Below are 4,236 nucleotides of genomic sequence, written 5' to 3'. Positions count from 1 at the left end.
CACCCCCCACCCCGTCCTCCCCTCCTCCCCCGCCGAGGGTCGCACCGGAGGGTCCGCTGGCCGACTACGCGGAACTGCCCGGCGAGGAGGTCATCGCCAAGGCGGAGCTGCCGATCCAGGAGGCGATCGACCGGAACCTGCCGGACGGGGCCGAGGCCCAGTTGCTCGCCGACAACGGCGGCACCGCCGTGCTCGGCCTGGTCCGCAAGCACAACGAGACCGAACTGATCCGGGGGATCTGGGCCTTCCAGGCCGACGGTGGCGCCGGTGAACTCCTCGACGCCGTCGACCAGTTCTACGGCCAGGCCGGGCACGACGAGTTCGGGGACCTGCCCAACGGGGTTCGCGGTCGCTACCTGGCACCCCCCGAGGACGCCGAGAACCCGATCTACACCTTCCGGGCCCACTACGTCGCCGGCGGAGCCGTGATCCGCGTCGAGGCGTTCGGCCCCGACGAGGAGGCGGCCCGGGAGGCGTTCCTCGCCCTGTTGCGGGAGCAGACGACCGAACACGCCCCGGAGTGACCACCCTGCCCGCCGGCCGCCCGCCCGGCACAGTCAAGATCGACTCGTCGGGTGGTCGCCCGGCGGGCGGGGCGAGGGCGCCACACGTGGCGGGACGCACCGCGTGACCGACGGAACGGCGAGCAGAGGCTGAGGAACACGTGCGAGACGGCATCGAGTACGCGGACGGCGCCGAGGACGAGGTGCTGACGATCCTCCGGAACGCCCGGGACGTGAGCGCCGGCTCACCGGAGCTGGCGGCCGGTGTCACGAGCTGGGAGACGGCGTACCACCTGCACCCGCAACGGATCGGGCTGTTGGCACCACTGCGCCTCCGCCCGGGGATGAGCGCCCTCGACCTCGGGTGCGGATCGGGCGTGCTGACCAGGGCACTGGCCGAGGCCGGTCTTGACGTGCTCGGCATCGAGGGGGAGGCGCCCCGGGCCGAGGCGGCCGAGGAACGCTGCCGTGACCTCGCCGGCGCGCGGATCGTCCAGGGCGACGTGGTGTCCGCGCTGGCGGCCGAGGGCCAGGAGGGAAGCGCCGACCTCGCCGTGCTGTGCGGCCTGGTGGAACACGCGGTGCACCTGGGCACTCCGCCGGCCGACCTGCTGCGGGCCACCGCCTCGGCGCTCGCCCAGGACGGCGTGCTGGCCCTGGCGATCGAGAACCAGCTCGGGCTCGGCTACCTGTTGGGGCAGCCGGAGCCGCACCACGACCGTTCCTACCTGGGACTGGCCGACTACCCCGCGGCCGGTTTCCCCGGGGAGGGGCGTGGGCCGCGCACCTGGACCCGCAGGGTTCTCGGTGACATGCTGCGCTCGGCCGGCCTGCCCGCCCAACGCTGGCTGCTGCCGTTCCCCGACTACAAGCTGCCTCGCGTGATCCTGGACGAACGCGCCTACGCGGGTCGGGGAGCCGCGGACCTGGCGGACAAGCTCGTGCGCCACCCGCTGTTGGGCGCCTTCGGTGGCGGCGAGGTCGCGGCACCGGCTCGCTCGCTGCACCGCATGGCAGCGGCCGAGGGTTTCGGCGCGGCCACCGCCCCCAGTTTCCTGGTGCTGGCGGCGAGGTCGGAGGAGGCGCTGGCCCGGCTGGTCGATCCGGCGCTGGGCTGGATCGTGACGATGGGCCGGCTGCCCGAGTGGCGGCGGGTGCGCCGCCTGGACACCGACCTGGTGCTCCGCCCGGTGCCGGATGCCGCGGGCCTCCGCCGGGACCGCCGGGACGGGGACCGGGGCGCGGAGGGCGGCCAGACGTCCCGGTGGCTGCGGCAGCGGGAGAGCGGCGACGAGCCCTGGTTGACGGGCGCACCGCTGGACCGGCACATCCTGGACAGCCTGAACTCCGGGAACCTGAAGCAGACGACGATCCTGCTGCGGGGCTGGCGGGACGCCATCCTGCACAACGCGAGGGAACTCGCCGACTCCGACCCCCGCCACCCCTACCTGCCCGGCCACCCGGGCAAGCCGGTGCTCCCCGCCGACTTCCTCGACGTCCACCCCGGCAACTTCATCATCGCCGACGACGGTGGCGCGCACCGCATCGACCGCGAGTGGGTGGCGGGCACCGGTGTCGACGCCGAACTGGCGCTGTTGCGCGCGTTGTTGGAGTTCGCCAGGGAGATCACCGCCACCGGTTCCGCCCACCCCTGGGGGCACGGCGCGAGCATCCGGGACGTGCTGACGGAACTGTGCGGCCTGGTGGACCTGACGTCGGTGCTCGACGAACGGTGGTTCGAACTGCTCGCCGCCGAGGAGGGCTTCCAGGAGGTCGTGAGCGGGCCACGTCCCCCGGCGTCCGCCCCGCTCGAACAGGAGACGACGGCGACGGCACCGGTGCCGATCTGGTCCGTCGCGGGCGGCCTGCCGGGCGTGCGTGCGACGCTCGACGCGCACCGCAAGTTGCTGGCCGACTTCGAGGAGGCCCACCGGCGGTTGGCCGCCAGCGACGGCGACCTGGACCGCACGCGCACCGAGCTGGCGCAGCTGCGGGACGAGTTCCGCCGTGAGCTCGGGGAGCTGGAGAACCACCTCGAACGGGTCGAGGAGGACCGGGAGGCGCTGCTGCTCCGGCTGGCCGAGGCCACCCAGCAGCTCGACCAGGTCCAGGAGCGGGCCGCGCAGCTCGACCAGCGGTTCGCCACCGCACTGGCGGAGCTGTCGGACACGGTTCGCGAGGCGAGCGCCGCCTACGCGGAGAACGAACGGCTGATGGCGGCCGAGAGCGAGGCGAGGCAGCGGCTCGCCCGCACCCGGTCCCGGTTGGACAAGCTGGAGTCGGCCGGCCTGGTCAGCCTCGGCCACCGCTACGTGTGGCCGGCGTTGCGGGCGGTGCGGGGCACGCGGGACCTGGTCCTCGGTCGCGGCGGCGAGGAGCCGGACGGCGTGTTACGCCGGTTGCACGGCTACTTACCGCCGGCGGCGCAGCTGGCCGCGACCCGCATCCGCAAGCAGACCAGGGCCGCCCGGGACGCCGCCCTGCACTGGGATGTGCCGGTTCCGGACGAACCGGTGCTGGTGGGGCGGGGTCAGGTGGTGGAGCTGTCGGGCTGGGTGGCCCACGCCGACCTCCCGATCCGTCGGGTCTGGCTGCTCGTGGACGGCCGGGAACACCCGGTCAACTACGGCTACTCCCGCCCCGACGTGCACAGCGCGCTGAACGCCGCCGGCGTCGCCGTCTCCGAGAACACCGGTCTGCTGGTGTCCGTTCCCCTGGCCCCGGTCACCGCGCCCGCCTCCTACCAGTTGTGCCTGCGGGTCGAACTGGCCGACGGTAGTCGGCTGTACCGGGACCTGCCGGAGCTGCGGGTCGCCCCCGGCACCGGGATCCGACCGGTCCAGGTCGAGTGGCCCGTCCCCGCCGGTTCCCGGGTGGCCGTGGCGATGGCGACCTACGAACCCGAACCGGGGTTCCTCGCCGAACAGCTCGACTCCCTCCGCGCCCAGAGCCACCAGAACTGGGTGTGCGTGATCGCCGACGACGCCTCCTCCCCAGCTGCACGGGCCTCGATCCGGGAGCTGATCGGTGGGGACGAACGGTTCGTGCTGGTGGAGCACGACGAGAACGTCGGTTTCTACCGGAACTTCGAGCGAGCCATGCGGCTGGTCCCCGCGGACGCGGACGCGGTCGCCCTGTGCGACCAGGACGACGTGTGGGACACCGACAAGCTCCAGGTGCTGCTCGCCGAGCTGGAGGACCCCGGCGTGGCGCTGGCCTACGCGGACATGCGCCTGGTGGACCAGGCCGGGACGGTGTTCGCGGACTCCTTCTGGAACAGGCGCCGCAACCAGTGGGAGGACCTGATCTCCCTTCTCCTGTTGAACACGGTGACCGGTGGGGCATCGCTGGTCAGGGCGGAACTGGTGCGGGACGCCGTGCTGCCGTTCCCGCCCCGCCACACCGTGGCGTTCCACGACCACTGGACCGCGTTGTGCGCGTTGGCCACCGGGCGGATCGCGTTCGTGGACCGGCCGCTCCAGTCCTACCGGCAGCACGACGCGAACGTGTCCGGCCGGCGGGAGGAGAACCTCGACGCCGTGCTGCCCACCAGCGACCTCCGGCTGGTGCTGTCCTCGCTGGGCGTGTTCGGTCGGCTCACCGACGCCCAACGTGAACTGCTCGACGTGGGCGCCGCCAACCACCTGCCGGCGCTGGCCCAGTTCGCGGGGACGCTCCTGGTGAGGTTCCGCAACGAGCTGGACGAGCGGACGCGTGCTCAGCTGGTGCGGCT

The 4,236-nt window shown here is 73.2% G+C and carries 2 protein-coding genes; both read left to right on the top strand.

Annotated elements, in window-relative coordinates; translation table 11 throughout:
* Positions 1-524 (top strand): hypothetical protein (locus ACTIDRAF_RS28615; RefSeq protein ID WP_039787091.1); only part of this gene is annotated, 524 nt, incomplete at its 5' end.
* Between the two features lie 140 nt (positions 525-664).
* On the top strand, positions 665-4,236 hold a 3,572-nt coding region (locus ACTIDRAF_RS28610; RefSeq protein WP_039787089.1), incomplete at its 3' end, for a glycosyltransferase.

Origin of the sequence: Actinoalloteichus spitiensis RMV-1378 (assembly GCF_000239155.1) — a bacterium.
GTDB lineage: Bacteria > Actinomycetota > Actinomycetes > Mycobacteriales > Pseudonocardiaceae > Actinoalloteichus_B > Actinoalloteichus_B spitiensis.
The sequence above is the reverse complement of the archived record's forward strand: the minus strand, read 5'-3'. Positions and strand labels throughout refer to the sequence as shown.